This window comes from Pseudomonas sp. IT-347P (genome assembly GCF_949768005.1).
GTDB lineage: Bacteria > Pseudomonadota > Gammaproteobacteria > Pseudomonadales > Pseudomonadaceae > Aquipseudomonas.
The window spans coordinates 280659-306576 of sequence record NZ_CATKPQ010000022.1; the positions used below are offsets into that span (position 1 = coordinate 280659).

Annotated in this window: 26 protein-coding genes; 13 read left to right on the forward strand and 13 right to left on the reverse strand. The window is 55.4% G+C overall.

Going from position 1 to position 25918, the window contains the following annotated elements; translation table 11 throughout:
* Window positions 1-209: 209 nt before the first annotated feature.
* The 8 genes from ACM6IV_RS09945 to gspG form a co-directional block, all read right to left on the reverse strand.
* On the reverse strand, window positions 210-1319 hold the full coding sequence (locus ACM6IV_RS09945) for a substrate-binding domain-containing protein (RefSeq protein WP_414869810.1): 1110 nt from the start codon (window positions 1317-1319) through the stop codon (window positions 210-212).
* 472 nt (window positions 1320-1791) lie between these two features.
* Window positions 1792-3003, reverse strand: a complete 1212-nt coding sequence (gene gspF, locus ACM6IV_RS09950) for a type II secretion system inner membrane protein GspF (RefSeq protein ID WP_414869811.1) — start codon at window positions 3001-3003, stop codon at window positions 1792-1794.
* Window positions 3003-4409: a type II secretion system ATPase GspE gene (gspE, locus tag ACM6IV_RS09955; RefSeq protein ID WP_414869812.1), complete on the reverse strand. Its 1407-nt coding sequence runs from the start codon at window positions 4407-4409 to the stop codon at window positions 3003-3005. Before gspE ends, gspF begins: the two co-directional genes overlap by 1 nt.
* The gene (gene gspD / locus ACM6IV_RS09960; RefSeq protein WP_414869813.1) at window positions 4406-6775 is read right to left on the reverse strand and encodes a type II secretion system secretin GspD; all 2370 of its coding nucleotides are present in this window, start codon (window positions 6773-6775) and stop codon (window positions 4406-4408) included. The genes gspE and gspD overlap by 4 nt, the downstream gene beginning before the upstream one ends.
* Window positions 6772-7317 (reverse strand): type II secretion system protein GspM, encoded by a 546-nt coding sequence (gspM, locus tag ACM6IV_RS09965; RefSeq protein ID WP_414869814.1) that lies wholly within the window; start codon window positions 7315-7317, stop codon window positions 6772-6774. The genes gspD and gspM overlap by 4 nt, the downstream gene beginning before the upstream one ends.
* The gene (gene gspL / locus ACM6IV_RS09970; RefSeq protein WP_414869815.1) at window positions 7310-8488 is read right to left on the reverse strand and encodes a type II secretion system protein GspL; all 1179 of its coding nucleotides are present in this window, start codon (window positions 8486-8488) and stop codon (window positions 7310-7312) included. The genes gspM and gspL overlap by 8 nt, the downstream gene beginning before the upstream one ends.
* Window positions 8485-9444 (reverse strand): type II secretion system minor pseudopilin GspK, encoded by a 960-nt coding sequence (gene gspK / locus ACM6IV_RS09975; protein ID WP_414869816.1) that lies wholly within the window; start codon window positions 9442-9444, stop codon window positions 8485-8487. Before gspK ends, gspL begins: the two co-directional genes overlap by 4 nt.
* A gap of 8 nt (window positions 9445-9452) precedes the next feature.
* Window positions 9453-9911 (reverse strand): type II secretion system major pseudopilin GspG, encoded by a 459-nt coding sequence (gene gspG / locus ACM6IV_RS09980; RefSeq protein WP_038368790.1) that lies wholly within the window; start codon window positions 9909-9911, stop codon window positions 9453-9455.
* A 147-nt stretch (window positions 9912-10058) separates the two neighbouring features.
* Between gspG and gspI the strand changes: the two genes are divergently transcribed.
* The 3 genes from gspI to ACM6IV_RS09995 all read left to right on the forward strand — a co-directional run bounded on the left by gspI (window position 10059) and on the right by ACM6IV_RS09995 (window position 12624).
* Entirely contained in the window at window positions 10059-10445 is a 387-nt protein-coding gene (gspI, locus tag ACM6IV_RS09985) for a type II secretion system minor pseudopilin GspI (protein ID WP_414869817.1), read from the forward strand.
* Window positions 10446-10947: 502 nt separating this feature from the next.
* The gene (locus ACM6IV_RS09990) at window positions 10948-12051 is read left to right on the forward strand and encodes a hypothetical protein (RefSeq protein ID WP_414869818.1); all 1104 of its coding nucleotides are present in this window, start codon (window positions 10948-10950) and stop codon (window positions 12049-12051) included.
* 3 nt (window positions 12052-12054) lie between these two features.
* Window positions 12055-12624, forward strand: a complete 570-nt coding sequence (locus ACM6IV_RS09995) for a LemA family protein (protein ID WP_414869819.1) — start codon at window positions 12055-12057, stop codon at window positions 12622-12624.
* Window positions 12625-12736: 112 nt separating this feature from the next.
* On the opposite strand, the gene ACM6IV_RS10000 is transcribed toward ACM6IV_RS09995, so the two are convergent.
* On the reverse strand, window positions 12737-13195 hold the full coding sequence (locus ACM6IV_RS10000) for a winged helix-turn-helix transcriptional regulator (protein ID WP_414869820.1): 459 nt from the start codon (window positions 13193-13195) through the stop codon (window positions 12737-12739).
* 96 nt (window positions 13196-13291) lie between these two features.
* Between ACM6IV_RS10000 and ACM6IV_RS10005 the strand changes: the two genes are divergently transcribed.
* A complete protein-coding gene (locus ACM6IV_RS10005) occupies window positions 13292-14233 on the forward strand; it encodes an aromatic alcohol reductase (protein WP_414869821.1) in 942 nt (313 codons plus the stop codon).
* A gap of 176 nt (window positions 14234-14409) precedes the next feature.
* On the opposite strand, the gene ACM6IV_RS10010 is transcribed toward ACM6IV_RS10005, so the two are convergent.
* Window positions 14410-14769 (reverse strand): DUF6124 family protein, encoded by a 360-nt coding sequence (locus ACM6IV_RS10010; protein ID WP_414869822.1) that lies wholly within the window; start codon window positions 14767-14769, stop codon window positions 14410-14412.
* Between the two features lie 536 nt (window positions 14770-15305).
* Between ACM6IV_RS10010 and ACM6IV_RS10015 the strand changes: the two genes are divergently transcribed.
* Together ACM6IV_RS10015 and ACM6IV_RS10020 are read left to right on the forward strand one after the other, a co-directional pair.
* The gene (locus ACM6IV_RS10015) at window positions 15306-15635 is read left to right on the forward strand and encodes a hypothetical protein (RefSeq protein ID WP_414869823.1); all 330 of its coding nucleotides are present in this window, start codon (window positions 15306-15308) and stop codon (window positions 15633-15635) included.
* A 130-nt stretch (window positions 15636-15765) separates the two neighbouring features.
* Entirely contained in the window at window positions 15766-16155 is a 390-nt protein-coding gene (locus ACM6IV_RS10020) for a hypothetical protein (protein ID WP_414869824.1), read from the forward strand.
* A 157-nt stretch (window positions 16156-16312) separates the two neighbouring features.
* On the opposite strand, the gene ACM6IV_RS10025 is transcribed toward ACM6IV_RS10020, so the two are convergent.
* The gene (locus ACM6IV_RS10025) at window positions 16313-16672 is read right to left on the reverse strand and encodes a DUF6124 family protein (RefSeq protein WP_008087957.1); all 360 of its coding nucleotides are present in this window, start codon (window positions 16670-16672) and stop codon (window positions 16313-16315) included.
* Between the two features lie 781 nt (window positions 16673-17453).
* On the opposite strand from ACM6IV_RS10025, the gene ACM6IV_RS10030 reads away from it, so the two are divergent.
* From ACM6IV_RS10030 to ACM6IV_RS10055, 6 genes are all read left to right on the forward strand, one after another.
* The gene (locus tag ACM6IV_RS10030; RefSeq protein WP_414869825.1) at window positions 17454-18590 is read left to right on the forward strand and encodes a polymorphic toxin type 44 domain-containing protein; all 1137 of its coding nucleotides are present in this window, start codon (window positions 17454-17456) and stop codon (window positions 18588-18590) included.
* Complete coding sequence (locus tag ACM6IV_RS10035) at window positions 18577-18969, forward strand: hypothetical protein (RefSeq protein ID WP_095191945.1); 393 nt, start codon at window positions 18577-18579, stop codon at window positions 18967-18969. Before ACM6IV_RS10030 ends, ACM6IV_RS10035 begins: the two co-directional genes overlap by 14 nt.
* Window positions 18970-19154: 185 nt before the next feature.
* Window positions 19155-20585 (forward strand): protein kinase domain-containing protein, encoded by a 1431-nt coding sequence (locus ACM6IV_RS10040; protein WP_414869826.1) that lies wholly within the window; start codon window positions 19155-19157, stop codon window positions 20583-20585.
* The gene (locus ACM6IV_RS10045) at window positions 20575-21732 is read left to right on the forward strand and encodes an ATP-binding domain-containing protein (RefSeq protein ID WP_414869827.1); all 1158 of its coding nucleotides are present in this window, start codon (window positions 20575-20577) and stop codon (window positions 21730-21732) included. Before ACM6IV_RS10040 ends, ACM6IV_RS10045 begins: the two co-directional genes overlap by 11 nt.
* Window positions 21733-21734: 2 nt before the next feature.
* Window positions 21735-23105, forward strand: coding sequence for a hypothetical protein (locus ACM6IV_RS10050; RefSeq protein WP_414869828.1), 1371 nt, complete (start codon window positions 21735-21737; stop codon window positions 23103-23105).
* A 408-nt stretch (window positions 23106-23513) separates the two neighbouring features.
* Window positions 23514-24329 (forward strand): hypothetical protein, encoded by an 816-nt coding sequence (locus tag ACM6IV_RS10055; RefSeq protein ID WP_414869829.1) that lies wholly within the window; start codon window positions 23514-23516, stop codon window positions 24327-24329.
* A gap of 333 nt (window positions 24330-24662) precedes the next feature.
* Here ACM6IV_RS10055 and ACM6IV_RS10060 read toward each other — a convergent pair whose 3' ends face one another.
* Window positions 24663-25094, reverse strand: coding sequence for a type II secretion system protein N (locus ACM6IV_RS10060; protein WP_414869830.1), 432 nt, complete (start codon window positions 25092-25094; stop codon window positions 24663-24665).
* Window positions 25095-25212: 118 nt separating this feature from the next.
* Here ACM6IV_RS10060 and ACM6IV_RS10065 point away from each other — a divergent pair, with 118 nt between their 5' ends.
* Entirely contained in the window at window positions 25213-25260 is a 48-nt protein-coding gene (locus ACM6IV_RS10065) for a prepilin-type N-terminal cleavage/methylation domain-containing protein (protein ID WP_414870250.1), read from the forward strand.
* A gap of 190 nt (window positions 25261-25450) precedes the next feature.
* Here the strand turns inward: ACM6IV_RS10065 and ACM6IV_RS10070 are convergent, their stop codons facing one another.
* Entirely contained in the window at window positions 25451-25765 is a 315-nt protein-coding gene (locus tag ACM6IV_RS10070; protein ID WP_414869831.1) for a hypothetical protein, read from the reverse strand.
* Window positions 25766-25918 lie beyond the last annotated feature (153 nt).

Genomic DNA, 25918 nt, shown 5'->3' on the forward strand with positions numbered 1-25918 from the left:
CACTACGAGATCCTTTTTGATTGCCACCGATGGCCGCAGGCGTACAAAACCTGCTGTTACGTCATAGGCAGTTGGCGGCGGCCGCGACCGAACGGATGTCACACAAACTTCATGTTGGGGGAGTATTCGCGGCGCGAGGCGTTCTGCGCCTGCAAAAAAAATGGCAGCCCCTTGCAGGGCTGCCATCGTGTTGCGGGTAAACGAAGGCCTTACTGAGGGCGACCGATGGTGTTGCAGACGCTGGTGTTGTTGATGTTCAGGTTGTAACCGGTGGCGTTGGACACGAAGGTTTCATACACCTTGGTTTTCCAGGCCGATGGCACGGTGACGAAACCGTGGTTTTTGATCGCCAGGTCGTTGGTGGTGGTGTTGTAGTGCGTGGTCAGGAACGCCTTGACGTCGTTGGCCACGGCGGCGTCCTTGTAGCACTGACCGACGATGAGGTTGGTGTAGGCCGCCAGTTTGTAACCGATGGCCGGGTTAGCCACCACTGGCGACCAGCGGGTTGGGTCAGCGGCCAGCGCGGCGGTCGACGGTGGCGTCACCGAAGCCAGGGCCAGTGCAACGTTGGCGGAGGTTGGCTGTACGTTGTTGACGCGGGCAACCACTGCGTTGCTGGTAGCGTCTACGCCGTCCGGACCGACATAACCGAGCGAACCGTCAACAGCGGCGACGGTCGGTGCAACGTTAGCGGTGCTGGCAACACCGACCCAGTTCGAAGGCAGGGTCGAACCGGCTGGACGCGCGTTGACGAACGTCGAGTTGGTGGTGAACTTGGTTGGGCAGATGGCGTTCAGGTGGCGGGTGAGGATTTCCGAAGTACCGCTGGAGGTGTTGCGGTAAACGATGCGGATCGGCGTGGTGTCAGCCGTGCCCAGCAGGCCGCCCCAAGTGGTCACGGTACCCGAGAAGGCGTCGCACAGTTGAGCGCTGGTCAGGTTCAGCGCGGTCTGGCCGGATTTTTTGTACGGGATGGCAACCGAAGTTGCAACCGAAGGCAACTGGATCAGCGGACCGTACGATGCACCGAACGCGCTGTTGTAGGTGCTGATTTCCGAAGCGCTGAGCACCGAATCGCTACCGGCGAAGTGCACGGTACCGGTGGCGCCGAAGCCGGCTGGATTGTTGGTCAGGAAAGCCGTCTTGCCACCGCCGCTACCGATGGCCGCGTAGCTGAAGTTGGCTGGCAGGATGCTGTCGGCAGAACCTTTGTACAGAGCGGCTGGCAGAGTTGCACCACCACCGGTAACGGCCATGGCTTGAGCGGAAGCCAGAGCAGCGACGGTCAGGGAAGCGGCGATCAGAGTGCGCTTGAACATGAAGAATCTCCTTTTCAACGTTGGTTTTGAACACAGGTTTTCAGGGAACTTGCATGACACTGGGAGGACTCACCGGGGCCCTCGCTAGCGCTGGCCTTGGTTAAGTCGCACTGAGAAATTCGCAGCTTCCGGTGACAGATAAAGGAAAAAACCTCGGGAGCTGTGAGGCGTTTCCGAAGGGATTTTCTCGGGTGTTTGCGGGGTCTGGCGAAGGGTCTGGATCAGGGGTTTGGCGGAATCGGGCTGGAGGCGTTGGCGGGTGGTTGCAGATGACAGAAAGGAGAACCCGAGGATGGCGGAATCGAGGGTCGGGTGATGCCAATGGTTTGGAGAAAAATCTGGATTATTTATTGCCCTGACTGGCCCCTTCGCGAGCAAGCTCGCTCCCACAGGGGGAACGCATTTCAATTGTGGGAGCGGGCTTGCTCGCGAAGGGGCCGGCCCAGACAGCATCAAAACATCAGACACACCACTACTGGACCAGCTGATTGATCTCAATGATCGGCAACAACACCGCCATGACAATCACCAGCACCACCCCGCCCATCACCACAATCATCAGCGGCTCCAGCAACGCGGTCATGCCCATCGCCCGCCGTTCGATATCCCGCGACAACGTCTGCGCCGCCCGCTCAAGCATCGGCGGCAACGACCCGGTTTTCTCACCGCTGGCAATCAGGTGTATCAGCACCGGCGGAAATACATTCTCCACGCGCAACGCTGCCGCCAGGTTCACGCCCTCACGCACCTTGGCCGTGGCCTCAGTGACACTCAGACTCAAGCGATCGTTGGACAAGGTCTGCCGCGCCGCCTCCAGTGCGCGCAACAGCGGCACCCCGGCGCCGCCGAGAATCGCCAGCGTCGAGGCGAACCGCGCGGTGTTCAGGCCGAGAATAAAACGTCCGAACAACGGCAACTTCAGCACCCGGTGATGCCAACTCAGGCGCGCCGCCGGATTGCGCAGATACAGGCGCCAGCTCCAGAAGCTTGCGGCCATGATCCCTGCACATAGCCAACCCCAACTGCGGATGAAATCACTGGCGTTTAGCATCGCCAAGGTCAGCCCCGGCAAATCCTGCCGCGCCTGGGAAAACGCGCTGACCACCTGCGGCACCACGTAACTGAGCAGGAAAATCACAATGCCGATCGACACCAGCCCGACCACACCCGGATAGATAAACGCGGTGAGAATCTTGCCACGCAGGTTGTTGCGTTCCTCGATGTAATCCGCCAGCCGCTCCATGACCTGCGCCAGATCACCGGACTCCTCCCCGGCCGCAATCAGCGCACGGTAGATCTCGGGAAAGTCTCGTGGTCGTGCGGCCAGAGATTCGGCCAGACGCATGCCGCTGCGCACATCGGCGCGCACGGCGCTGAGAGTGTGGGCGATGTGCTTTTTCTCGGCCTGCTCGACCGTGGCACTCAACGCCGCTTCCAGCGGCAGGCTGGCACCGAGCAAACTCGCCAATTGCCGCGTGGCCCACGCAAGGTCGTTGTCCGAGAGCCTGGTGCTGAACAATCCACCGCCGCCGTGCTGGGCGACGTTGCTTTCCTTGTGCACCGATAACGCGGTCAACCCGCGCCCGCGCAAGACACTGAACGCCGCGCCCTGGCTGTCGGCCTCAAGGTGCCCGGTTTCGATCTTGCCGCTGGCGTCGGCGGCTTCAAAACGATAGCGATTCATCAGGCGTCCCGTGTCACACGGAGGATTTCTTCCGGCGCGGTGGTGCCGCTGCGGATCCAGCGCTCACCGTCCTCGCGCAGGCTGAACATCCCGGCCCTGGCGGCGGATGCGCGCAAGGCCTGCTCCCCTGCCCCTTGGTGAATCAGGGTGCGGATGTCGTCGTCGATGCAGAACAATTCATGGATGCCGGTGCGGCCGCTGTAGCCAGTGTGATTGCACGCCGGGCAACCGACCGGGCGCCATGTCCCCGGTGCCGCAGGGTCTTCCTGTTTGCACTGATTGCACAGGCGCCGCACCAAACGTTGCGCGAGCACGCCGAGCATCGACGAGGCCAGCAGAAACGGCTCGACGCCCATGTCGATCAAGCGGTTGACCGCCGACACCGCGTCGTTGGTGTGCAAGGTTGCCAACACCAAATGCCCGGTCAACGAAGCCTGCACGGCGATTTGTGCGGTCTCCAGATCTCGGATCTCGCCGATCATGATGATGTCCGGGTCCTGACGCAGAATTGCTCGGAGCGCCAGGGCGAAGGTCATGTCGATCTTGGCATTGACCTGAATCTGGCTGATGCCCGGCAGGTCGTATTCCACCGGGTCCTCCACGGTGAGGATGTTGCTGGTGCTGGCATCGAGCCGCGCCAGTGCGGCGTAGAGGCTGGTGGTCTTGCCGCTGCCGGTTGGCCCGGTGACCAGAACGATGCCGTGCGGCTGGCGGATCAGGTGATCGAGTTTGGCCAATACCTGTGCGTCCATGCCCAAGGTTTCCAGATGCAGACGCCCGGCCTGCTTGTCGAGCAAGCGCATCACCACTCGCTCGCCATGCCCGGTCGGCACCGTTGAAACACGAATATCGATCGGCCGCCCGGCCACGCGCAAGGCGATGCGACCGTCCTGTGGCAGGCGTTTTTCGGCGATGTCGAGCTGGGCCATGATCTTGATCCGCGACACCAGCGCACCGTGCAAGGCCTTGCGCGGCGAGACCACGTCGCGCAGCGTGCCGTCGACGCGATAGCGCACCACCGAATGGGTTTCGAACGGTTCGATATGGATGTCGCTGGCTTCATCGCGCGCGGCCTGGGTGAGCAAGGCGTTGATCATGCGGATTACCGGCGCGCCGTCCTGGGTGTCGAGCAGGTCGGTGATTTCCGGCATGTCCTGCATCAGCCGGTCGAGGTCGACTTCGTTTTCCGCCGCGCCAACCACCGCCGCCGCGCTGCCGGTGTCGGCATAAGCGCTGGCGAGCAAACCGTCGAGTTCGTCATCGCGCACGCGCTGTATTGTGGTTGCGCCAAACTGCCGCCGCGCCTCGCTGATCGACCAGCCCGGCGTCGACGGGCACACCGTCAGCACGCCATCACTCAACAGAATTCGCTGCGCCTTGGCCCAGGCGTAGGGCAGCGAACTCATTGGATGGGCACCGCTTTGATCGTCGCACGCGGACCCGATGCCGGTAACACCGCAGGCACACCTTGCGCCGCTGTCGGCAACTGCGGCGCCTGCATGTCCGGCATCGCCCAGCTTCGTTCAGGCTGCAAACCGCCCTGCGCACGGCGCATGAAGTCATAGCGATTCAGAGTGATGCTGCGCCCCGCTTCGCTGTCGCGAATGATGTACGGACGCAGGAACACCATCAGGTTGGTCTTGGTAATCGCCCGGCGCTCGTTGCGAAACAGCGCGCCGAGACCGGGGATGGTCGACAGCCACGGCACCGCATCATTGCTCTGGCTGTAACCGTCCTGCAGCAATCCACCGAGGACCATGATCTGCCCGTCATCCAGGAGGATGCTGGTGTCGATCGCACGTTTATTGGTGACGATCCCCGCCGACGCCGCACTGTTCGAGGCCCGCTCATCGATGCTGCTGACTTCCTGATAGATATCGAGCTTCACCGTACCGCCCTCGGAAATCTGCGGGCGCACATTGAGCTTCAAGCCAACCTCTTCACGGGTCACGGTCTGGAACGGGTTGTTGCTGGTACCGCCGCCACCGGTGACGTAACTGCCGCTGACAAACGGGATGGTCTGGCCAACAAAAATACTCGCCGCTTCGTTGTCGAGGGTCAGCAGGTTCGGCGTCGACAGCACGTTGGTGCCGCCCTTGCTCTTCAACGCCCGGGCCAGCACCTTCAGGTCGAGAATCTTGCCGATGCCGGGGATATCGACGGTGCCGTTGACGTAGCCCAGGTTCAAACCTTGCGGCAGTACGTCGATGCTGGTCTTGCCGTTGGTGTTGAGCCCCGAACCACCGAGATTCGCGCCGCCGATCACGCCTTTACCGCCGAGGTTGCCAGTCTGCCATTGCACGCCGAACTCACTGGCATCGTCCTCGCCGACTTCAACGATCAGGCTTTCGATCACCACTTGCGCGCGGCGCTGGTCGAGCAGATCGATCACCTCACGCAAGTTGCGATACAGCGGCTCCGGCGCAGAAATCAGCAAGGTGTTGGTGGTGGCGTCAGCCTGAATGGTCACACCACCGGCGCTGAAGGCGACGTTCTGTTCGCTGTTTTGCGTGCCGCCGCTGCCGGTTGTGCTGCCACTGCTGCCCTGGGCGTAACTGCCGCCCGTGCTGCCGCTGCTGTTAGTCGATGTAGTGCCGCTGGTTTGCGTGCCGCTCTGGCCGTTCTGCCCATTGCTGCCGCCGGTACTACCACCCATGGCGCTAAGCACCGAACGCGCACTGTCACTGGTGCCGCTGTCGCTTTCGCCGGTGAGCAAACCGCGCAAGGCCTGCGCCAGTTTCGCCGCTTGCGCGTTACGCAGATAAACCACGTGCAGATTGCTCGGATTGCTCTGCGCGTTATCCAGTTTGTAGATCAGGTTACGCGCCAGCTCCGTGCGCTCCGGGCTGCCAGCGCGAATGATGATGGTGTTGGAGCGCGGATCACCGATCACGGCGATTTTCTGCGTCGGATCATTGCCCGGCGCATCCAGTAAATCCGCGACCATCGGCGCGATGTCAGCGGCGATGCCGTTCTGAATCTGCACCACATCGGTGTCGATCGCACTCGGCGAATCAATGCTCGCAATCAACTGTGCAACGCGGGTCAGGTTCTCGGCGTAATCGGTGATGACGATGGTGTTATTGCCGGGGTAAGCGTTGATCGGATTGTTCGGCGAAACGATCGGCCGCAGCACCGGAATCAGGTTCACCGCGTTCTCGTATTGCAGACGAAACGTGCGCGTGAGCATGCCATTGCCCGCCGGTTTGTCAGCGCTGTAAATCGGCCCGCCGAGCAACTTCGCATCCGCCTCCGGCACCACCTGCGCCACACCGCCAACATCAACCACACTGAAACCCTGCATGCGCAACGCCGCCAACAGCATGTCGTAAGCCTGCCGCGCCGGCACCTGACCTTCCGACACCAGCGTCAACGTGCCCTTGACCCGAGGGTCGACCAGAAACTGCTGCCCGGTCGACCGCGACAACGCCCGCACCACTGCTTGAATATCAGCATCGACAAAATTCAGCGTCACCGGTTGATCGCCCAAAGGATTGCTCGGCAACGCGATACCCGATGACGCCGCCCCACTGCGTGCTGTCTTGCTGATGTTGTGCAATTGCTTCGGCACAGGTCGCGCCTGCGCCTGTGCGCGTTCGCGGTCGAGCACCGCGTCGCCGCTGCGCTGGGTATTGGCCAGCGGCCGGCCCAGTTCACTGTCGACCAGCAGCGGCGGTTGATTCTGAGGTGTGGTGGTGTTGCTGCACGCGCTCAACGCCATCAGCAACATCGGCAACGCCAGACGTGCCGGTTTGGATCCTGACCCCTTCATGAAGCTTCCTTAGCGCCCAGCGCCTGATCCATGCGAACGGTGCCTGACAAAGTGCCGGCAGTGACTTCGGTCGAGGTGTTGTCGGCGCGTTGCAAACGGGCCTCGACCACTTGCAGAGAAAGTTGTGCCGGGTTGCTCAACAGCCAGTCGAGCACGGCGTCGGCGGGGGCCACGTCGAAGGTCAACTGCCAGGCGCCCTGCGCCTCCTGTAATTGGTAATGCCCCGCCAGGCCGCTGGCCTGCAGGGTCTGCTCCAGCGACTGCGCCACGCTTTGCCCGTCCGGGCGCACGCTGACTTCACGCAACAGCACTTCCAGCGCCTCGGTCTGCGCGCGCAGCTTTGGCGTTTCGGTTTGCCAATAGGTGATTTTCTTCAGCGGTGGCTGGATCAGCGCGACCCACAGCAGCAGGCCGACCAGCGCGATGGCCATGCCGCCGACCATGCGTTTTTCACGCAGGGCCAACGGCTGCCAACGCGCCTGCAACTGAGCGTTGAAGCGTTGCCACTGGGCGCGGTACAGCGCGAGCGAGGCCTTATTCATCTTCTTCTGCCCCGCCGCTGTCATCGCTGTCGCTTGGGGTGACCTCAGTGGACGGACGCAAGGTCCAGCCCTCGTCATCTGCCGTCACGCTGATACCGGCCTGCGCCAAGGTGCTTTGCCACTCCTGATCATTGCCGCCGCGACGGGCTTCACTCAGCAGACTCAGTTGCAAGGTGCCGTCGACAAACGCCAGCCGCTCGACACTGCCGGCCATCGAGGGCATGCCGCTGCCGGCCTGCAACACCAGACGATTGAAGGTCTGCGCCGGATCATCCGCCGCGCCCTTCTGCCGCGCCGCCAGTTGCTGACGGGCCTGTTGCAACGGGTTGAGGATCACCGGCAACTCGGGGAAGGCCTGCTTTACCCGCAGGTTCATCTGGGTTTTCAACTGCTGACCCTGCCCGGCCTCGCGGGCGGCATACAGGTTCAAACCGATCACCCATACCGCCACGGCCAACGCTGACAGGGCAATCGCCCTGCCCCAGCCGCGATGCTCGGTTTTTTGCTGCTGGACCGCGCCATGCAGCCCCCAACCCGGAAGCGGCCCGGTCCAGCGCTGCGCATCGGTCATCGGCAATTCGGCACCCGGCGGCGGTTGCTCACCGATCCAATGCAAAGTGATGCCCGGTTCCCACACAACACCGTCGAGTCCGTCATCAAACAACGGCTGCACCCGCGCCGCTTGCACGCTATCGCGCAACAACAAATGCCCGTCCTGCACGCACCCGACGGTGCCGGGCAACACCGGCAAACAGTACGGCGCCGGGTAGAGACCGCGCAGGTTCAACCCAGCGCTTTTCAGCAACTGGCCAAAACCTAACAACTGTTGTCGAGGCGCCCAAGCGATCTGCACCTGCCCGGCCTCGTCTCGCGAGCTGTGCGCGATGTGCATCTCGCTGCTGTCGCCCAGCATCAAGGCCTGCGCCGCACATTGCACCGCCGCGACGATCTTGTTGGCCGGCAACGGCGGTAAATCGAGACTCGCCAACAGGCTGTCGGCCGGGTGCAGAAAACACACCAGCGGCGGCAGTTTCGACTGCTGACTCAACTGGCTCAGACTGTGGCGCTCTTCCCGCGTGACCAGGCCCTGCCGATCCAGCCAGGCGCAGTGTAATTCGCTGTGCAGATCCAGCTCCGCCAAGGGCGGCAACGCCACTTTCAACTGGCTCATACGCCCACCCGCGACCAGATCACTTGCGGCAAGCGGTCCTCGCTGCGATGCAGCAACGCCTCAAGACTGACCCGCCGCTGATCACGCCGCGCCTCACCGCGCAGGCGAAACCAGTCACTGGTGATGCCGACCTTGACGCTGGTCAGCTCCAATTGCGGCATGCGCAAACGGTTAACGAAATCGCCACGGTTGATAAACCAGCGCCCGGCATCACGCTCGGCAATCAGCGCATTGGCCCGCTCCAGCGACAGCCCCGGCACATACGCGGCCAACACCGGTGCGGTGGCGGTGTTGCCATTGAGCCAAGTCGTCGCGGGAATCACCGTCAGGTACGGCGCCAGTTTGCCGATCAGCGCCTCATTCACGCCGTCGACACTGCGCAAATCATCGATGCTGCGCAGCATCGGCAGCGTCGGGTTCTGCGGTTTGCGTGAGGCGTTTGGCGACGTCGCGCGACCACTGTCAAAACCATTTTTCGGCGCCTCGGCAATCTGCGCATTCAGCAGTCGCGGGTAGGACGCAATCACCCGCTGACTGATGCGCTGACTCAACCCGGCACTGACCCCGATCAACTCGCACAAACGCTGAAACGCCGCGACCTGCGCCTCATCCACCCGCTCGTTGGCCACCAGATTGCGCAGGTTGAACTTGCCCTGCTCATCCTCCAGCCGCCCTTCAAAACCTTGCGCGGAGAGACGCTGCGCCCACGGCTGATCGAGCCGGGTCAGCGGGTCGCGCTGACGCGCATCCCACAACAATTGACGGCTGATCTCCAACCCGCCCTGCACCAGCCAACGCCCCTGCACACGCTGCTGATCCGCCTCCAGCGCACGGGTCGACACGCTCTGGCGCGTCAACATGCCCGCCGCAATCACCGCCACCACGGCGGCAATCAACAACGCGCTGATAATCGCCATGCCCTGTTGCTTCGCCCCCTCAGGCGAGCGGCTGTTCATGGCCGGCCTTACAACTGCCAGGAACCGATATCGGCATTCACACCGTCGCCGTCCGGCTGACCGTCGGCACCGAGGGAAAAGATGTCGATCTCGCCATTGGCGCCCGGGTTGAGGTACTGATAAGGACGCCCCCACGGATCGTTCGGCAAACGCTCCAGGTACGAGCGCCAATTGCTGTTCTTCGCATCCGCCGGCCGCTCCACCAACACCTTCAGGCCCTGGTTCATGCTCGGGTAAGTGCCGTGATCGAGGCGATACAACTTCAACGCCTGCATCAACCCACCAATATCCTGCTTCGCCGCCGTCGCCCGCGCCTGATCCGGCCGGTCGAGCACCTTCGGCACCACCATCGCCGCCAAAATCCCCAGAATCACCACCACCACCATGATCTCAATCAGGGTAAAACCCTGCTGCCCACGCGGCGTGCGCATCGGTTGCTGAAGCGATTTGAAAGGTGCGATATCCATCTCGACATTCCCTGGCTTGATTCGATTCGACGCGCAGTGTTGCAAGAAGATATGTCAGTGATGTTGAAAATCCTCGGGTGTTTTCGTCGTCAAGCCGTCAAGGACGCGGGTTAGCGTCGAGGGCTGGGTTTTGTTTTTGGGCGGTTTATGCGTGCGCGTTCGCGGGAAGACGGTTTCACGTTGATTGAGGTGCTGGTGGCGCTGGCGATTATTGCCGTGGCGATGTCGGCGGCTGTGCGCGTGGCGGGGTTGATGACGCAGAGTAGTGGGGTTTTGAGGGATCGGTCGGTTGCGATGATTGCGGCGCAGAGTCGGATGGCGGAGTTGCGGCTTGAGGGTCGGTTGCCGCTGGGCATGAAAGCGCAGGAATGTGATCAGGGGCGGCTATTGCTGCGTTGTGAACAGCTTATCAGCGCAGCCGAAAATGGACGCTTACTCAAGATTGGCATCCAGGTATTCGACCGTAATCAGGATGCGCCGCCGTTGGCCAGACTTGAGACTTTAATGTCCCGAACCGAAAGCCCCTCACCCTAGCCCTCTCCCGGAGGTAGAGGGGACCGATTCGGGGATATTCGCGAGCTACACCGACTTGAACGTATTTCATTGAATCCAAATTCGCCAAAACTCTCAAAGCCAAATCGAAGGCCCTTCACCAAAGCCATAATCGCCAAAATCCTTCAGGTCGACGTACCCCGCAAGACACCTAGGTCGGCCCCCTCTCCCTCCGGGAGAGGGCTGGGGTGAGGGCCGCTTCTACTCACAAAGCCCCCAGAATCACCAAAGCCATAATCGCCAAAATCTTCCAGGTCGACGTACCCCACAAGACAACTCGGTCGGCCCCTTCTCCCTCCGGGAGAGGGCTGGGGTGAGGGTAGCTTTTGCCCTCCAGACTGAAACAGGCGAGAAGCCATCATTGTCATGACAATGGTATCGTCCCCTCCTTTTTCAAATTTCTGACAGATTATGAATAGCACCAAATCCTCAATCCGGGCAGATGCTCCCGCTTCAGGCATCCCTGAATCAATGGATACCTGACATGGCCAACCCATCGCAGAACACGAGGTTAAATAAGTTGCTGGCCGTGAGCGAAGCCAGTGTTGACAGGGCTAAGTCCAACACCGACTTATTGAAGGTGATCCATGAGTTCGCCTCGTACCGTGGCCCGCTCGAATTTGATCACACACGCGCATGGTGGTTTTTCGGCACTGGCCTGTTATTGCTTGCGAGTGCTGTGGTCCTTTATTGGATTGGGAATATCTCTAGCGTCGCTCTGTTCTTTTACCGGTTGGAAATTGATCCCGACTCGTTCGGCATCGGTACTGGTTTTCTTGGCATCGTGATTGCCGTTTGGAGTCTGACATGGATGAAATCCAAATCTGATCGGTTGCCGTCGCTCAGTAAAAGAATTGCTCGACTGTCATCCTACTTCCACAACGGACTGACTTTCCTGAGAGAAGACTCGGCCGCGACCCTCAAGGAGCTGGACACGGAATTTGGTGATTACCGCCGGGGCGACTACAGCCGCAAGTTGGTCGAGTCGATACAGGGCGTATTCACCGGCACGTTGCGCGACCTCCCTTACACGTACCGCCAGCTGCACTATGTCAACCAACGAGAGGTGCATACCACGGTTACCGACGAAAAGGGCAATACCAAAACGGAGACTCGGGTGGTTTATGACCACTACGATCGCTACAGTTTGGTCATCGACTTTCCATGGGTCACCGGAATATCGGTCAGATCTGATCACCAGTCAAAGAACGACTATTCGCACCCCATGGACACGACCTCTCCGGATTTCAATAAAGCATTCCGTTTGACCGGTCGCAGCGAGATGCTCTGTGCGAAATTCATCAAGCCTTCGACGGTGCTCCACTTGCTGAAGCTGTTCGACATCCTCCATCGTCCGAACCTGGAGTTCTCCGACAGTGGAGAGCTCTGCCTCAGTTTTGAGAGCAGCGACCTGTTCGCGTACGGTGCTCAGTATTCGCTGGCTTCGCCCAAATATTTTTACGCAGAAATTTCTGCCGGTATCGAACTGCCGCGCCTGATGTCTGCGCTCCAATGGAGCCATGCACTCAGTGAGCTGCACGATGACAACTTCAGCTCCCTTACCCCTACAAACCGCAAAGAGAAGTAAGCCATGGACATTGCACTCATCCTCGCCGCTGTTATCGCTGTCGTCATGATCATCGGGGGATTCAGCATCTACAACGGCATCATCGGGGGACACAACCGAGTACAACGTGCATGGTCAGACGTCCTCGTTTACGAACGCCAGAAGACCAAAGTTCTCGACCAGCTTCAAAAAGTGCTCGCAGATTTCATGGTCTATGAGGCCAGCCTCCTGGAAAAGATCACCGGCCTTCGCAGCGCGGTCAACGCCCTGCCTGCGGGCGCCAATGGCAATGCCCTCACGACCGTTGAAACCGCCACCCGGGAGCTGATAGGTGGCCTACGCATCGCTTTCGAGGCCTACCCTGATTTAAAAGCATCAGAAGCGGCAAACAACATGATGCGTGAAATTGCCGAACAGCAAGAGAACGTCGGCGCAGCCATCACCATCTACAACCGCAACGTCGAACTGTTCAACAACGCCATCGAGATGTTCCCCGGCTCGGTCGTCAATGGCCTGTTCAACAAGAAAACTCGCGTCACGCCATTCACCGATACCGAAGCTTCGCAGAGTTTCTCTTACACCCCGAATATCTAACCTGCGTTAAGTATCGAACCATCGCCCGTGAGGGCGGTGGTTCGATCACCTGCCTTCTTGAGTAGATTCGCCGCTGATTTCTCGGGCGCGAACCATTCAATGACACGAGCGTTCAATCGGCCCCTTCTGAATCAACCAGCCCCACCGCCGGAACCTGCCAAGCAGGCTTTTTCCCACTCTGGCTATCAAACACCCGACGCGCCTCGCGAAAATCATCCACGTGCTCCACAACCCAAGTCCAAATCGGCGACATACGAACCAACAACTCCATACCCAACGCCGTCAGCTCATACTCGACATGGGGCGGCACTTGATCCAACTCCCGCCGTATCAGCAGACCATCGCGTTCCAGCGCGCGCAGCGTTTTGGTCAACATGCGCTGAGTCACGCCCGTCATTTGCCGTTTGATCTCGGCATGACGCATCGTGCCGTACACACCCAGAGCATGCAGGATACCCAGTGACCAGCGACTACCGGCGTGCGCCAGGACTTCGCGCCGCACGCCATCCTCGTCTCGTCTCAGCGTCTGGCAGATCGCTTCTGCCTGGCTAAGAATTTCCTCATCGGTCATGTGTCCTCCTGGTATCACGCGTGTGCCTTCTTCTGAGCGCTGCGCAATCGTGCCAGCATCGACAAATCATACAGACGACGAATCTCAGGAGACATCATGACCGCAGCGACCCACCCTTCCCCACAATCCATTCTCGTACTCGGCGCCGGCGAACTCGGCCTGCCGGTGCTGCGCAATCTTGCGCGGGTAGCCCAGCGCTCACCCGGCAGCACCCTCAGCGTCCTGCTGAGGGATTCAACAATCAACACGCAAATCCCCGAGAAAAAGCGAGAAATCGATGAACTGCACAGTCTGGGCATCCAGCTAGTCGCTGCAGACTTGGTTAACGATTCCATCGATCAACTGGCCGAAGTGTTCGCAACATTCGACACCGTCATAGGCTGCGCAGGCATGGTCGCGGGCCGTGAAACACCGATGAAACTGGCGACAGCCGCGCTCAGGTCCGGCGTGAAGCGCTACTTCCCCTGGCAGTTCGGCGTCGATTTCGAAGTGATTGGCCGGGGCAGCCCGCAGGATTTGTTCGATGCGCAACTCGACGTACGCGAGTTGCTCCGCGCCCAGGATAAAACCGAATGGGTGATCATCTCGACCGGCATGTTCACCAGTTTTTTGTTTGAGCCGGTCTTTGAAGTCGTCGATTTTGAGAGCGACACCGTCAACGCCTTGGGCAGCCTGGAAACCAGCGTGACGCTCACGACACCGGAGGACATCGGCAAGCTGACAGCGGACATCGTTTTCTTCGAACCGCGCTTTCGCAATGAGATCGTCTACCTGTCTGGCGACACGGTGACTTATGGGCAGGTGGCGAGCATCCTTGAGCGTGTGCTGGGGCGGCCGTTCAAGCGTAACGTCTGGACGGTTCCGTACCTGATGCAGGAACTGGAAAAAGACCCCACTCACCATATCAAAAAATACCGTGCCGTATTTGCTCAAGGCAGAGGCGTGTCGTGGCCAAAAGCGGGGACGTTCAACGAACAGCAGTCGATTCAGGTGACTACGGCTGAACAGTGGGCTCGGGATAACCTGGCAGTCGATTGACGCAAAGAAAGCAACCCACTCGCAGGTACAGATACGCGTACATCGTCTCAACATTTATCGCGGCTGAAGAGCAAGCCCGCTCCCACCTTGGAACACGCTCAAAGGTGGGAGCGAGCCTGCTCGCGAAAGAGCCAGAGTTCACACCTGATCAATCACCAAGTGCCCCGACACCCGCATCACTCCGGCAATTGCAAATTATCCAGCGCCCGATTCACCGCCAGCTCCCCGAGCATGATCAACTGCGCAATCCCCGCCAGCGCATGGCGCTGCGATGCCGGCAACAGGCTGGAGACGTTCTGGGCGATGGTTTTGGCCGAAGCGAGTGTTGCACTGGCATCGACCAGCAGTTCTTCGGTTTTGTTGTCCGCCGTCACGGCGTACATCCCACGGTTTTTACGTGGGGGCCGCGTGGAACCGGGTGGACAGAGGTAATGGTCGAGCGCGCGGTCGGCGGCTTCGTGGAGTTTTTTGGAATCGATGGATTCGTAGGGAGACGTGCAGTTGGATTCAGGCGGGTTGGGTGTTGGTTTGATCATGGTAACGCTCCTTGATGACTGGAGCCGCCACCGTTCGCGGTCAAACAAACAGGGTGGCAGCTGTACGCGGGTTGACCGACCGGACATCAAGGAATCCGGCACACCCGAAGGTGTCCCACGCACAGCCACCGCGACATGATTTCAGACAATGCCTGAACACGTGCAGAACGCTGGCGCGCCTTGATATTGGGCGGACGGTCAAATCCGATCACTGATTCGTCAGCGACCGCACCACAATAGAACCCGCCCCCAAGGCGCACAAGCCGGCGGATTCTGGCGTAGCTGTAGGCAAAGGCGCAAGGATATGTAGCCTGAGAGAGTGTCTGCAGATGTCTTTTTAAACGTTGGCGTTTATCGAGACCTAATGCGGCACCTCCCCCACTTAAACAAACCTGCCCCATTACCGGCAATTTTCCCCGCGCACTAAACGTAAACCCAGTCGGGGCGTAAAGGCATTGCGAGCGACTCAGGCATTCTGTGCGACGCAAATGTACATGGACGGTAGATTTTTGGCGGTCTGTTAAATGAAACTAAAAATGTTAGCCATCAGCCTTTTATGTTGCGTCAGTTTATTTTCTAGCGCAGCAGACGTTCCTATCAAAGAGGGAATGCCATTTTCGAAAGCCCGAAAAGCTTTGATTAAAAATGGCTGGAAGCCGAATCCGTTCTACTCAGGTGAGCTCGGGGTCGAAAACGTCATCCAAAGAAAAGGCTTCATTGAAATCGAGTCTTGCACGGAGGGCGTCCGTTTCTGCAGCTTCAACTACATCAAGAACGGAGATTGTTTAGGTGTAGGAACTGTCGGCGAAGAAGTCAAAGACATGAAAGTTTATTCCTGGAACTTCAAATGCCCTGAAAAGGATTGAAACCAGAAATCGACAACAAAGTGGGCGGTGCTTCCCGAAGATCCAGGCAAGAGGAATCACTATCCTCCGCAACCTTACGCCGAGTATCCAGACTTTTTATCGACCTACAAATCTGCGGAGGAACTGTCCAATGAAGGCCTCAACCCTCGTACTTGTCGCAGTTTATTGCATGGGTATCAGAGCAGCGTTTGCCGGTGGCTCACAGGCGTCACACGAAAAGCACGGGCCAGCAGGCATCGTCGTCGGTGAGCGTTTGGCCGCGGCCAGATCCAAGCTAGTCAAACAAGGCTGGAAACCGACGCGGACGCATACCAGCGACGGCTATGAATACAGTGGCGTGGAGAAGGAGCTGGCTACACGCAGTTTTTTCGAACTGGATACCTGCTCGTTTGATAGCTCGCGCTGCATCTTGTACTACGCGAAGAAAGGAACTTGCCTACGCGTCGATACCATCGGTGAGCAATTCAATGACATGACCGTGACACGATGGACCCGCGAATGTCCTGAAGCGACTCAATAACCACACGAAAACTGCGCGGTAATAGTCAACTGCTCCCACAGGTGTCAGCGTCGTACACAACATCTGCAATCAGCATAAAACCCTGTGGGAGCGAGCTTGCTCGCGAAAGCGTCAGAATGAACACCCAATCAATCACCAAGTGATCCCGGCACCCGCATCACTCCGGCAATTGCAAATTATCCAACGCCCGATTCACCGCCAACTCCCCGAGCATGATCAACTGCGCAATCCCCGCCAGCGCATGGCGCTGCGATGCCGGCAACAGGCTGGAGACGTTCTGGGCGATGGTTTTGGCCGAAGCGAGTGTTGCACTGGCATCGACCAGCAGTTCTTCGGTTTTGTTGTCCGCCGTCACGGCGTACATCCCACGGTTTTTACGTGGGGGCGGCGTGGAACCGGGTGGACAGAGGTAATGGTCGAGCGCGCGGTCGGCGGCTTCGTGGAGTTTTTTGGAATCGATGGATTCATAGGGGGAAACCGAGGCGGTTTCAGGCGGGTTGGGTGTTGGTTTGATCATGAGTGAATCTCCAAATCATAGAAAAGGAGCCATCATCTTTCGCTACCAAACGAAGGGGTGGTGGCCATACGAAGGTTGGTAGACCGGTGACTTGGAGAACCGGCGCGCCCGAAGACGCCCTGCGCATGGCCACCATAAATACACAGCCCCAAAAAGGCCCGTATCGGGTGACGCTATGCGCCAAGTCTAGCCGGGCTACCAAACCCGATCGCTGATTCGTCAGCGACCGAACCACAATAGAACCCGCCCCCAAGGCGCACAAGCCGGCAGATTCTGGCGTAGCTGTAGGCAAAGGCGCAAGGATGTGTAGCCTGGAAGAGTGTTTGGAGATGTCTTTTTAAACATTGGTGTTTATCGAGACCGAATTCCGTCACGCCTCCCTGAATAGATCCGTCCGCTTATCCCAACTGACGATTAAAAAAGACCGAGATTGCCAGTCGCAACTGATAATCTCGGCCACGAGAATCGCTCTATTTTTTGCGATACATCTCGACGCGCTCCTCCCCAAGACGCCCCTATTACCCACCAGTGCTTTTTGGGTAACCGCTCGATCGTTTCCAAATACTTGTGTAGGCCAAAAGAAGACCGTCGGATGTAACTACGAACCAGGGACGATTCACCACGACCCGATATCTTTTATAGAAAAAAACTGACACGGAAAACGGAAGATTTTCAGCAGGACTTTTAGGATTTGTCTTGCAGCCATTGCTTGAGCTTCCCGGTAAAGTCAGACTACCGCAGCCACAAGCTGGCACGCCTCGCAACGATTCAAGGACGATACATGATTTCTTCTGCACGACTGGGTGATAAACATGTCTGCCCTTTGCCCGGCCATGGCACCACCCCGATTGCCTCCGCCAGTGGCGACGTAAATATCAACTTTATGGGCTCCGCCCGCGTTGGTGATACATGTGGGTGTGGCGCCGTAATCACTACAGGGTTTCCATCGATTCAAGTGAATGGCCGTCCTATGGCCCACCTTGGTAGTCCTACCAGCCATGGCGGAACCATCATCACCGGGTCAGGCGATGTAGGTGGCGGGTTTGTCATGGGCGATGCTGGCGGTGCATCCATCATCAACTTCATGGCACTGGGAGCGTTCCGCCCAGATGGGACCGTGGACGATGAAAAGATGGCGACCTTGCTCGCAGATCCAAATTTGACAGAGAAAGCTCTGGCGGCGAATGCATTGATAGATCCGCAAGCCAGTACCGAAAAACCCGAAGCGAAGACAGAGCCGGAAGCACCTACAACGTGCAAAGACCCTGACATGATGGAGCAACTGGCCAGTTACATCGCCGATGAGATGAACCGCAATATCAATGACCCAGCAGTCTTGGAAATGAAAGAATTAAACAGCTTCGATCCTGAGGCGGAAACCAAGAAATTTATGGAGCTTCCGCCCTACCTGCGCCTGGGGCAGGACCCTCAGTTTTACAGCATGGCACTTGGGAAAAAGGCGAAGGCTTTCGCCATCTGGACGAGTAAGGTAGGACAGGGTCAGGATTGGGATCACAAGCCCAAATTGGCCAAATTGTTTGGTGCGCCTTGGCATAAGCAGGGGCCGTATGACTTCTACTACGACATCTGGTCGAACATCCATTATGGGTACGTCGGCTTAGCCGGTGGACTCTCTGACAGCGTGCAGTTAGACGGCGCTGGAGTCGAGCAAATAGGCTCAGACAGTTGGCGCTTCCTCCAAGACCCCAAGAGGTTTGATGGTCCACGAAGGACGGAAGGCGTCGAAGGGATGCGAGCATGGGACGATGCTCCTGATAGGGTGTCGATCATCCTCGGAATGGAACTCTACAAGGAATATCCGAACGGCGGTCTCACGGCACAAATCATCATGAACAAGGTGTTGGCGGTGCCAATTGCTGACTGGGGTACAGGGGTTCAAAAGCATGTCTGCAAGTGAAAAGCGACCACGACGTATTGGCCGGTGGATAGGGTTATTTCTGATTGCTGCTGTGGCGTGCTGGTACATAGCTATACCGCGAGTTGTCGTTTACTACTCAAAAGACGGCACCAAGAACATTAATTACGTCCTGAACACACAGCACACCATCGTTCGCGGTGAACTGCTGCCCGGAAAGACAACGGGTGATGTAGGACATATCTTTCCTGACGATGAGTTCTTCATGCGTCTGGACTGGTGGAACGCAAAGGGCCTGAACCGTTGCGTCAGTATTAAGCCCCAATGGCCGACAACGGAAATTCATATCGACCATAACGGAGAGATTGACTCCAGTGAAGGCAGTGGCACTGATGGAACGCGACTGAAGGTTTGCAAGTAGGATTTAGCCAAGATATAGGTGGCTGCTTTCGGTCAAAAGCTGCCGTTCGGGAATAGCTGCGTCCGAGTCTCAGCCGAGAATCATTTGCTGAGGTCTTAGGTTTGGCAGACTGCCATCAATAGTGGCAATCTGTACGTAGGTTGCCGGTAGCCGCCAACAGGCGACCGTCCCTAAAGGAGTTAGGTATGCCTGATCTATCACAAGAAAAAATCGATGAGTTACAGGTTACGCTTGAGCGATATCTTGAAAAAAGCGGTGTGAAATGGGAGATAAATTTTCTCGCCGCTGGTGGTTCTGCGGCAGTATTTCGTGGAATTAATCGCGAAGACAAGCGAGCTTTTAAAGTATTCGACCCGAGATTCATTAGCGATGAGGAGGGTTCGAAAGAGCAGGAACGCTTGGGGCTCCAGCGTAGGCTCATAGGTCATGAATGCGACCATCTAGTTCAAACATTCTCGATAGAAAACTTCGACAATACAGCTGTCATTGAAATGGAGTATGTTGAATGGCCGAGATTAAAAGAGGTACTTAAACATGTACCTGACGCCTCCGTCGAAGTACTTATACGGCAACTAGTAATTGCCGTTCTTTATCTCGAAGCTCACGGCATCGTACACCGTGATATCAAGCCTGAAAACATTCATGTCTCAGAGTGCTGGGGGAAACTGAAGCTTTTAGATTTGGGCGTTGTTCGTGAATTTGATCCAGGTCCAGGTGCTGCCGATACCGACCAAGGGTCTCAAAGGCCGTTTTTGGCTACTGCTCAATACAGTTCTCCTGAATATTTGTTTCGTTTGGATGAACCTTCGCGTGAGCTATGGCAGGGACTTAATATTTATCAAGTAGGTGCGGTTTTGCATGATTTGATAATGAAAGAGCCTCTATTCAGAGCTGAAATAGATGCAGGGAACCGTTGGCTCGTCGCAAAAGCAGTGCTATTGAACCCGCCAAATTTTAAAGATGGCAATCCCAGCCGCTTGATATATCTGAAATCGCTGGCGGCTAAATGTCTTAATAAGGATATGCAGGCCAGGCTGGCACTTGTCGACTGGCTTGACTTTGAAGTGCAAGAGCATAATGTTGGGCTTAATAAACTTCGAGCTCGATTGAAGTCCAGGCCAAACAAGCAAACCGATTCCGAAAGAGCATTAAATTTCGATCGAGATCGATTCCAGGAATCATTGATTGATAAAATCAAAGTACTGCTCATTTCCGTATGCGGAACAGATTTGCCTTTATCCTTTTCCAAATCAAAAGTGAGCAACAGAGAAGTTGTGAGCTTTCAATTCGCATACAGTGACAATGTAGCAGTCGTGGCTCATATTAGTTTTTACTGGAAGACGGGGCTATATGCTGGCTCGGTCGATATTCTTGCATCGGGTTTTATATATCAGCCAGAGTCAGACTTCGCACTTGATCCGAATATTCTTAAGCTTCTAGGTACGGTCTCAATGTCTGATGCAATAGATGATGCTGGAAGCATTATTGCTGAATCGATAGCTGAAATTGTCGAGAACGCTATCGGCGAAGTAGATTCACACTGTTCTGTAGCTGACTCCATTGAATCACTTTATGGAAGACAGATCGAATTTAAGAGGGTGAGTGATGAACGGTAATTGGTGGCGTAGCAAGAAAGAAATGGATCAAGCGCAAATCGATTTTATCGGCCTCCCGATGGAAGGACGCTATCTTTTATCAGGGCCGCCGGGGTCTGGTAAGACCAATTTGCTCCTTCTCCGTGCTGAGGTTATGGTGGGGAGTGGTGAAAAGGATATTTTATTCATAACCTACACTCGCTCTCTTGCTGACTTCATTCGGAGCGGAGCTGTCGCAAGAGGTTTTGTAAAAGCTAGCCAGATTAAAACATTTCACTCATGGCTCGCTGATTATGTAAATCTTAATCTCGGAAGCAAGGTAAAGTGGAGTGAGGGAGATTTTGATGACGACTCTCGAAATGAAGCACTGCAAAATTTGATAGCCGCAAACGAAGCTAGGCCCTCAGAGAAAATGTACAGTGCTATTTTTGTTGATGAGGCTCAGGATCTCTCTGTTGGTGAGCTCACAGCTTTACTAGAACTTTCAGACAAAGTCTGTATATGTGGCGATGAACGACAAGGCATTTATAATCAGGACGGCATGGGTACTGCCGGGGGGCTCGGGCTAGATACACATCGGTTAACTAGTCACTTTCGAATTGGACAAGAGATTGCTAAAGTCGCAGATAAGCTAATGCCTCCAGTGAAAGGAGGTGTAACTCTGGAGTCCACGTGTAACTATGACCCGACCATTCAGGGGGAGTCTTCAGCTATACTGCACCCGAGTCAACCTAGGGTTGAACAACTAAATAAAATTCTTGAATTAATTGAGGTTCAACTGGATGCGTTTCCTAATGAGGCAATTGGTATATTTTGCCCTCGGCAAGAAGACCGACTCGAAGTAAAGAGTTACCTTGAGACGACACAATTAAAAGGCAAGCTTTGCACCCACGGAGTTGATCCAGATGCAACTTTTTCAGGAGGCGCCTTAATTCACATTCTGACGCTGCATGCCTCAAAAGGAACTGAGTTTAGGTGTGTACATATTTTTGGTGCTGAAGGTCTTACAAAATTCCCGCTGCGACGGACAAAACTAATTTATACAGGTGTCACGCGCGCCAAGACAGCACTGAATGTTTATAGATGCGGAGAAACCACTATTAAAGTAGAGGCAGCATTTGCCAAACCTACTTTATTTGGCCTTAATAATCTTTTCCCGGATGATTAACGATGACTGAGCTAAACTTCGAATTTTCTTCTCGGGATGATTTGCCGGATGCATTGTTTTCGATGTTGAATAGCCCGTATACGCCAAAGCTGTCTATTGAAGCGGTAGAGTCTATTGGTTTGGGAGCGATTCTTGGATACCCTAAGCAAAGCTCTGAGCACGGCTACTTATCTCCCTATCTAATTATTTTGCCGCTAGTAAAAACTTTTGAATTGTTTGCATGGCTAAAAACTTATGCTCCAGAAACCTTTCCACTAAGTCAGTTTGGCCGAGTAGTAAGTAAGGCTGATTTTGATTCAGTTAAAAAAACTGCAGGCCAGGGTAAGTTTTTTTGGTCCCGCCCAGACCGATGGCCATCGGTGATACTTGGAGAGATGTTGGCACAAAGTGATGGGGATATTTCGGTTGCGTCGATTCCGCTATCGCGTGCTAGTGCTACATACAGTTTTTCGGTGGCTAGAGCATCGATTGCTCATAAGGACGACTTCGTAACACAGGAATGTATTAATCGCTTGGAATTATTGTCATCGGATCCCAGATTTGTTGATCGTCTAATCCATATCAAATCCTTGCAGCCGATTTGGAGTAGAGTTAGTATTTCTTGGAACGAAAACGCGGGTGCCGAACAGCTACTTCAAGAGTTGCATCCAGATAATAAAGATTTATTTGGCAATGGACCTTCGATAACAGATTATATGGGGTTGTTGAGTGACTCCGCTGAAAAGCGCGTCGTTGCTTTTAGAAAATTCTCGAAAGACTGGTCGGACCGTTTAGTTGGCTCACGAGATCACAATGAACAGGCTGATTTGGAAATCGCATTAGCGGCCTTTTTAGTTGGACGTGGCACTTCTCATGTTTTTCTTTTAAAAGACATCGTGAAGAGCAATCCTTCAATTTATGTTTGGTTCGGCTTAATCGCTGCACTATGCGGGCCTACTTCTTGGGATCCAGCTTGGGCCCGTGCAGTCAAAAACATTGAAAAACTACTCAAAAGTAGCTTTTCTTGGGAGGAAATCTCTTCTTGTGATATTTCATGGGCCGAATATCAATGGCTTGATTCGTTAGATAATGAGAAGAGTTTTCAAGAGTTGCCAAAACTACTGCCAAAAGTTCTGTCGATGGAAATTATTCCTGGAGTGGTATGTCAGTTTAGGCTTAAGTCCGCAGGTGTTATAAGGGACGCGGAGCATAGCGGCTCAATTGTAGAAGCACCAGTTAGCACTGTCGAAACCGAAATGCTTTACAAGTTTGTTAACGACTTTATGAAAATTGCTGATAAAAGCAAGCTTGGTCTCGGCAACACTGATTTCCAAACTGCGGAAATCTCCCCCCCTAAGACGAGGCGCTCTAATTCAAAAGGGGGGCGAAAGTAGTATATATATCTGCAACTACCCTTCGAATATTTAGCAAGCGGGGTTGCATGAGCCGATAGCGGTTAGCTGCTAACTTCCGTTATCGGCTAAAGCCGCCTTTAATCGATTGTCAGCTTTGGGCCGAAAGCGGACGGTCGGAGCGGCAGCTAACGGCAAAAAGTTGTCTTTCATGAGCGACCGGTTCCAATGGAAAGTAGCCACTCAAACCCACCTAATAGGCACACAAGGACTGAAAAAAAAGTAATGTAAAGACGCGCGACGACATATTTCGTCGAAATGAATTTTCAGCCAACTATTTGAATTTTAGCTGGTGCTTAGGTTTGAGGTTTTTATGTTTTTGGAAAACCCAGCAACCCTACCCCGACTCATGGCTGTATCACACAAACAAAAATTAGCGAGAGATTTTAAGTGAGAGAGAAAATTTGCGCCTTAATAACCGGAGCAGGAGCCGTCGTTAATGCGTGGGATCCCGTAATAAGAGCGCTTCAGCCATATTATGACTTCCCACTCACTTCCGACTCTGCGAACTCAATACTTGCTAGACTCATTTATTTATTAAGGTGGTTTTCTTGTCTAAAAACAGAGCATGGAGCAACGCAATATAAGGTTCACTTAGAGCTTCTTAATGAAATTAAAATCTCAATATCTCGTGAGCTTAAGGAAGCTCAAAGCAGCGGTGAAATTACTGTTCGAACTTCACTGATTGCATGTGCTAAATTTTTTCTGCTTTCACACTCAAAAAAATTTTTATACGCAACAACAAACTGGGACAGCGTGGGATCTGATGCAATTAAAAAAGAACTAAATAAAACACATCACATAAATATTTACCCTCTTCATATCCACGGCCATATTGACACTCCATCTGGAATTTATCTTCCAACTGAAATGGTAAAAGAACCATATCGCTCAAATGAAGAGGAGATGACACTAGGAACTATGCACGGAACTACCTGGCGAGCCTTAGAGCCGGCAACCAGAATAATACTATTCGGAATTTCATTATCCCCCCTAGACGCTGAGCTACAGCAAATTATAGCTTGCGGGCTAGACTTTGACTGTAAAAAAGAAGTTATTATCGTTGATCCAAACCATCAAGAAATTGCACAGCGTGTTAACTTGCTAATTAACCCTGCGCGAAACGTCTCCGTATCCGGTTACCATCCAGATAATTTGGCCAAAAAACATACTTACACAGTAAAGCGTCAAAATAATAAAACCTAACTAGATTAGCGAGAGTCGAAAAAAATTGGATGAAGTCGAATATCTAAAAATTCATTTTTCCTGTAGGCGGCTATGTCGAATACTCACAGGGCTTATTGACTGCAGCCACCTTGGATTAAACGTTCGGCTTTGTCCAACAATTGGTCGTTATTCGTCACTCACGAACGTCCGCTTCGGGTCGGAAGCGGTCGGTCATGAAAGTCCGCTTTTGGCCGAAAGAGGACATTCACGACTGGCCTCCTCTGGCCAGAGCAACCAAGTACACTCCCGGCAATCCAAAACATACAGCCACAACTACAACAGCCACATCACTGCGTTATCCCCCCTAAAAAATCAGGGCGTCGTCAACCTAGGCAAAACCACCCCCTCCACCAACCTCTCCACCCCCAACCTTACCCTCTCCCCACCCTGCTCAATCACCACCCCATCCCCCTCTACCGCCACCAACCTCACCCCAGGCCCCACCTTCTCCCCCTGCAAAAAACTCCTCGGCGGCCCATCGTTCAAACTCAGTATCGCCACCGCCCCCCGACTCCCCGCCATCACCCCGCTCACCTTGATGTCCATCGGCGCCGTTTGATTGGAAAACCACTGCAACGCCGGGCTATCACTGCGCGCGGCCAGCAACTGCGGGGCCGCTGCCGGGGTGTGTGATTCGGCGGTGGTCAGCAGCAGCGACGACCATGTCGCCACGCCGATCAGCGCTGCGAGCAGCGCGAGGGCCTGGGCCATTTGTGGCGGGGAAACGCGTGTGGTGAAGGTCATGGGTTGAATCTCCTTTTTATCCCTGCTGCCAGCCTACGCGGCAATTCTCTCCGTTTTATTTCACACGCCTTACAGGTTGGCCGTGCACGATGGCGCTGGTCGCAAGAGCGCGCGCGCGATGAACAGGCAAGAGGGTTTTACGCTGATCGAGTTGATGGTGGTGTGACCATCGTCGGGGCCGGGTTGAGACGCGGCGGAGAATGTGCAGTTGCTGAGGATTTGCGTGCAGGTGTTTAACCGTAGTCAGGAGGCACTACTGTTGGCCACACTCGATGCCCTGTTGAGCCGCCTGTAAAGCTCCTGAGCCTGGCCCTCATATTTGGAAGAGAACCAGACCAGAAGCCAATTTTTTAAGCTTAATTGTTTGGAGCCACAGTGAAGTTCCGACGCTGAGACATGTCTCCATCACCGTATAACGCCTTAGCTGTCATGCGGTGCGGACCCACGCTCAAGTCGGACAAGGAAGAGGTCCAGTTCCCCTTTGAATCGACATCGGCCTGATCTTTGACTAAGCCGCTATCATACACTGCAACTTTCTGCGATTTTTCCGCTTTACCGGCAAGCGTCACGCTGGTCTCGTTGGTTGTACCGCCCTCCGCAATTTCTGCGCCGCTGGCTCCTTTGATCGAAACGATAGAGGGTACGATTGCATTGGGTTGGGATGTCGACATGGTAAGAACTCCGATAGTGAAATAAAGGGTGCGGAGTCATTCAACCTTGCAGGACGCAAATGCGCACCTGTCAGATCTGACAGGTAACGGTGCTTTTTCGACGAACGGCCATTATGCTTCTGGTTCATCAGGGTCGAGTGTCCATGCAGCCCC

What these genes read in the sequence shown, in the direction of transcription:
- gspI (WP_414869817.1), top strand. Translation starts at nt 10,059, where the DNA reads ATGCGTGCGCGTTCGCGGGAAGACGGTTTCACGTTGATTGAGGTGCTG.
- ACM6IV_RS10025 (WP_008087957.1), bottom strand. Translation starts at nt 16,672, where the DNA reads ATGATCAAACCAACACCCAACCCGCCTGAAACCGCCTCGGTTTCCCCC.
- ACM6IV_RS10035 (WP_095191945.1), top strand. Translation starts at nt 18,577, where the DNA reads ATGTCTGCAAGTGAAAAGCGACCACGACGTATTGGCCGGTGGATAGGG.
- gspL (WP_414869815.1), bottom strand. Translation starts at nt 8,488, where the DNA reads ATGAGCCAGTTGAAAGTGGCGTTGCCGCCCTTGGCGGAGCTGGATCTG.
- ACM6IV_RS10045 (WP_414869827.1), top strand. Translation starts at nt 20,575, where the DNA reads ATGAACGGTAATTGGTGGCGTAGCAAGAAAGAAATGGATCAAGCGCAA.
- ACM6IV_RS10050 (WP_414869828.1), top strand. Translation starts at nt 21,735, where the DNA reads ATGACTGAGCTAAACTTCGAATTTTCTTCTCGGGATGATTTGCCGGAT.
- ACM6IV_RS10060 (WP_414869830.1), bottom strand. Translation starts at nt 25,094, where the DNA reads ATGACCTTCACCACACGCGTTTCCCCGCCACAAATGGCCCAGGCCCTC.
- ACM6IV_RS10020 (WP_414869824.1), top strand. Translation starts at nt 15,766, where the DNA reads ATGAAGGCCTCAACCCTCGTACTTGTCGCAGTTTATTGCATGGGTATC.
- gspG (WP_038368790.1), bottom strand. Translation starts at nt 9,911, where the DNA reads ATGGATATCGCACCTTTCAAATCGCTTCAGCAACCGATGCGCACGCCG.
- gspF (WP_414869811.1), bottom strand. Translation starts at nt 3,003, where the DNA reads ATGAATCGCTATCGTTTTGAAGCCGCCGACGCCAGCGGCAAGATCGAA.
- gspK (WP_414869816.1), bottom strand. Translation starts at nt 9,444, where the DNA reads ATGAACAGCCGCTCGCCTGAGGGGGCGAAGCAACAGGGCATGGCGATT.
- ACM6IV_RS10040 (WP_414869826.1), top strand. Translation starts at nt 19,155, where the DNA reads ATGCCTGATCTATCACAAGAAAAAATCGATGAGTTACAGGTTACGCTT.
- ACM6IV_RS09990 (WP_414869818.1), top strand. Translation starts at nt 10,948, where the DNA reads ATGGCCAACCCATCGCAGAACACGAGGTTAAATAAGTTGCTGGCCGTG.
- ACM6IV_RS09995 (WP_414869819.1), top strand. Translation starts at nt 12,055, where the DNA reads ATGGACATTGCACTCATCCTCGCCGCTGTTATCGCTGTCGTCATGATC.
- ACM6IV_RS10005 (WP_414869821.1), top strand. Translation starts at nt 13,292, where the DNA reads ATGACCGCAGCGACCCACCCTTCCCCACAATCCATTCTCGTACTCGGC.
- ACM6IV_RS10000 (WP_414869820.1), bottom strand. Translation starts at nt 13,195, where the DNA reads ATGACCGATGAGGAAATTCTTAGCCAGGCAGAAGCGATCTGCCAGACG.
- gspD (WP_414869813.1), bottom strand. Translation starts at nt 6,775, where the DNA reads ATGAAGGGGTCAGGATCCAAACCGGCACGTCTGGCGTTGCCGATGTTG.
- ACM6IV_RS10015 (WP_414869823.1), top strand. Translation starts at nt 15,306, where the DNA reads ATGTTAGCCATCAGCCTTTTATGTTGCGTCAGTTTATTTTCTAGCGCA.
- ACM6IV_RS09945 (WP_414869810.1), bottom strand. Translation starts at nt 1,319, where the DNA reads ATGTTCAAGCGCACTCTGATCGCCGCTTCCCTGACCGTCGCTGCTCTG.
- ACM6IV_RS10010 (WP_414869822.1), bottom strand. Translation starts at nt 14,769, where the DNA reads ATGATCAAACCAACACCCAACCCGCCTGAATCCAACTGCACGTCTCCC.
- ACM6IV_RS10070 (WP_414869831.1), bottom strand. Translation starts at nt 25,765, where the DNA reads ATGTCGACATCCCAACCCAATGCAATCGTACCCTCTATCGTTTCGATC.
- gspM (WP_414869814.1), bottom strand. Translation starts at nt 7,317, where the DNA reads ATGAATAAGGCCTCGCTCGCGCTGTACCGCGCCCAGTGGCAACGCTTC.
- gspE (WP_414869812.1), bottom strand. Translation starts at nt 4,409, where the DNA reads ATGAGTTCGCTGCCCTACGCCTGGGCCAAGGCGCAGCGAATTCTGTTG.
- ACM6IV_RS10030 (WP_414869825.1), top strand. Translation starts at nt 17,454, where the DNA reads ATGATTTCTTCTGCACGACTGGGTGATAAACATGTCTGCCCTTTGCCC.